This window comes from uncultured Citricoccus sp. (assembly GCF_937871995.1).
Classification (GTDB): domain Bacteria; phylum Actinomycetota; class Actinomycetes; order Actinomycetales; family Micrococcaceae; genus Citricoccus.
Genome location: NZ_CALMQR010000163.1, coordinates 1 through 2,846 on the forward strand (window position 1 = coordinate 1; position 2,846 = coordinate 2,846).

At 63.6% G+C, this 2,846-nt stretch carries 4 protein-coding genes and 2 pseudogenes; 2 read left to right on the forward strand and 4 right to left on the reverse strand.

Annotated elements, in window-relative coordinates; translation table 11 throughout:
* The 4 genes and pseudogenes from Q0283_RS17560 to Q0283_RS17575 all read right to left on the reverse strand — a co-directional run.
* A pseudogene (locus Q0283_RS17560) lies at window positions 1–695 on the reverse strand (hypothetical protein); the annotation flags it as partial.
* 155 nt (window positions 696–850) lie between these two features.
* The gene (locus Q0283_RS17565; protein ID WP_298041885.1) at window positions 851–1,198 is read right to left on the reverse strand and encodes a glutaredoxin family protein; all 348 of its coding nucleotides are present in this window, start codon (window positions 1,196–1,198) and stop codon (window positions 851–853) included.
* Between the two features lie 7 nt (window positions 1,199–1,205).
* A complete protein-coding gene (locus Q0283_RS17570) occupies window positions 1,206–1,691 on the reverse strand; it encodes a hypothetical protein (RefSeq protein WP_298045940.1) in 486 nt (161 codons plus the stop codon).
* A gap of 68 nt (window positions 1,692–1,759) precedes the next feature.
* Window positions 1,760–1,990, reverse strand: coding sequence for a hypothetical protein (locus Q0283_RS17575; RefSeq protein WP_298045942.1), 231 nt, complete (start codon window positions 1,988–1,990; stop codon window positions 1,760–1,762).
* A gap of 211 nt (window positions 1,991–2,201) precedes the next feature.
* On the opposite strand from Q0283_RS17575, the gene Q0283_RS17580 reads away from it, so the two are divergent.
* The gene (locus Q0283_RS17580; RefSeq protein WP_298045944.1) at window positions 2,202–2,435 is read left to right on the forward strand and encodes a helix-turn-helix domain-containing protein; all 234 of its coding nucleotides are present in this window, start codon (window positions 2,202–2,204) and stop codon (window positions 2,433–2,435) included.
* Window positions 2,436–2,454: 19 nt separating this feature from the next.
* A pseudogene (locus Q0283_RS17585) lies at window positions 2,455–2,846 on the forward strand (hypothetical protein); the annotation flags it as partial.

Genomic DNA, 2,846 nt, shown 5'->3' on the forward strand with positions numbered 1-2,846 from the left:
AGGCCCTTCTGCACGGTGGCGTTCAGCGTCCGGGTGCGTTGCTCCCCGGCGCCGGGGGCCAGCCGCATCCCGAGGGCATTGTTCAGGGCTCCGCGCCACCCGGTGTGGGCAGGACTCAGGGCATCCCGGCGGCTCTGGGTGCGGGTGGCAAATGCCTCGGCCGCGGAGGCCGGAGGCTGGGGGCCTGCCGCAACCGTCGCGGGCGCGACGGGTTCGGCTCGCCCGGTCAGCGGAGCCGTGCCCGGGCCCACCACGCTGGATGCACTTGACTCGAGGTCGGCGGCGGGATCGTAACGGTGGGTGCGGACCCCGGGCAGGTGGGTGTCGATCGTGATCTGTTGCCCGGCGCGGGTGGCCATGTTCTGTCCGATCGTGGGCAGGTTGTCCATGGTCACCGGGGAGAGACGTTGGCCCTGGGCGTCGGCCAGGTGGAAGTCCGAGTACTCCAGCCGGTAGTCCGGCACCCCGTCCCCGGGTGCGGGGGCCAGCTGGCCCTCGATTAGCCGCCAGGCACCGGGGGTGAAACCGGGACCGGAGGCATGGGCCTCGGCTAGGGCGAGCAGGGGGGCGGACTGGCGGGAGTACCCGGCGATCTTGGCCGTGGCGGCTTCCAGGGAGTCCGCCCGGACGCGGGTGCCGGTGCGGTCGACCAGGGTGACCTTCGCGTTGAGCCAGAGGGTGCTAACCGGAGCCATGATGCTTCTCCTTCAGATGAGGTGGGGTGTCACCAGAAGTTCGCTCGGTCGGCAGCGAGTGTGTGTCAACGAGAACGGCCAGTGATCACCGGATTTCGGTGACCCTGGCCGTTGCCGCAGTATCAGCGAGATAGCAGTTCAGTAGCAGAGTGCTATCAACCGGTCGCGAGCTGGGGAGCGGTCAGCTCGGGGGTTGAGGTCGCCAGGGATTCCCGCACTTCGGTGGCGGCGTTCTTGATCCGGTCCGGGTCGAACCCGGTGAAGCGTTCGGTGGGGGTCTCGATGACCGGCATCTGCTGGAACCCGGCCGCACGCAGCGCGGCCAGCTTGGACTGGTTCTCCTCCAAGGCCAGGTCGATGTACTCGTACGGGACGTTCTCCCGGTCCAACAGGGCGGTGGCGCGCGTGCACTGCACACAGTCCTGGGTGCCGTTGACGGTGATCATGGGGTCCTCCGCGGGGAACAGGGATGGCTGGATGGTCGTGGCTGCCTGGATGGTCATGGGGTCCTCAGAACGGGTTCTCGGTAGCAACGAGGTCGTCCTCGTCGACGGCGGTAGTAATCAGGGTCAGGAGGTCATCGACCTCCAGATCCTTCTCTTTGGTGTTGTCGATCCACCAGCCGGCCCGGACCAGGGACTTGGCGACCTCGATGACGTGTTCAGCGTCGAAGGCCGGCTGGTGGGTCTCGGCCACCTCGATGAAGTCGGTGAGCCGCTGGTAGCGCAGGCGAGTGGCCCACCGCACTTGTTCCTCCGAACCGGTCAGCTCGGGCAGACCGTGCTCTTCCTCGAACCCCTGCGCCTGGATCAACAGCTCCTGCTTGTACCTGTCGAAATCGTCGCTCCGCGAGGCCTTGAAGCACCGGGAGCAGACGAAGTGCTTCCCCAGCCCGAAGGCCCTGGCTTTGCGTTTGCCAGCAGGCGTGGAAGCGAGGTCCTTGGTCTCGGAATGACCGCACTTGAACTCGATCGAGAGAGTGGTCGGGATTGCCATGAGTCGTCCTTTCATCGGATGCCCACAGTTCGACCCGTCCAGTGCAGACGCGTGTCGGCGACGTGAAATCAAACGGCCATGCGGTGACGCAGGACCGTCACCATCAGCCATACCGCTCCACCCACGGCGATGTACCAGAGGAAGGTGGGGTCCGGCAGGATCACGAACCACCCCACGAGGCCAAAGACCAACCCTAAGAACGAGAGCGTCTGAATCAGGCCCAGCATGAAGCCCACAGGGCGAGTAGCCATGGACGCCAGGATGATGGCGGCTGCGCCAATAACGATGACCAAAAGCATGGGGAGTCTCCTTCATTGTCGTGAATCAGGCATGCGCGGAGGGACAGTCCCCAACAATGTGCCCCTCTCATAACGTCTAGTCTAGTCCCTCAGAGACTGACGATATAGTCCTAGAGCCTGAAATAGCGATCTAAGCAACTGAATCTGCTTGTCAAGAGAGCGTCGATCATCTATGGTCGTGCTGTGAGCCAGCGCAGACGAAAATGAACGCATGAGCTATCAGAAGCAGCTAAGAGCAAACGTCCTGGCCGAACTCAGCCGACGGGACATCAGCCAAACCGAGGCAGCGCAACAAATCGGAATGCCGCAGACCGCCCTATCAGCACGATTGCGCGGGCGGATTGATTTCAGGATCGGGGAACTGCTGGCCTTGGCACACCTCCTCGGAGTGCCGCTGGATGTCCTGCTTCACGGGCTGGAAGAAAAGGACGACCGCTTCACCTGACCATCGCATGGGGGACTGAATGAAGGGCAATGAAGTGCAGGTGGCCGAAGATGCAACGGGCGGCCACGGCACCACCTTGGCGGCAAGTGCCGCACGACATCTAACCGAGCAGATCAGGACGGGCCTGGTTGAGGTATACGAACTCATCAAGGCGGCCTACCAAGGGCAGGCCTGGAAAGCACTGGGGTACTCCTCCTGGGACGCCTACGTGACCGAGGAGTTCGGCAACCTGAACCTCCGTCCCCCTAAGGAATCCCAGTCGGAGGTCATTGGCTCTCTCCTGGAGGCGGGGATGAGTGTTCGGGCCATTGGCGCTGCCACCCAGCTGGGGTACGGCACGGTGCAGAGGTACAAATCGGCCTCCGCCGCCAAACCTCAAAGCCTTGAAGGTTCAGGTGATCCAAATGGATC

Coding starts and splice junctions, on each gene's coding strand:
- Q0283_RS17570 (WP_298045940.1), bottom strand. CDS start 1,691: ATGGCAATCCCGACCACTCTCTCGATCGAGTTCAAGTGCGGTCATTCC.
- Q0283_RS17575 (WP_298045942.1), bottom strand. CDS start 1,990: ATGCTTTTGGTCATCGTTATTGGCGCAGCCGCCATCATCCTGGCGTCC.
- Q0283_RS17580 (WP_298045944.1), top strand. CDS start 2,202: ATGAGCTATCAGAAGCAGCTAAGAGCAAACGTCCTGGCCGAACTCAGC.
- Q0283_RS17565 (WP_298041885.1), bottom strand. CDS start 1,198: ATGACCATCCAGGCAGCCACGACCATCCAGCCATCCCTGTTCCCCGCG.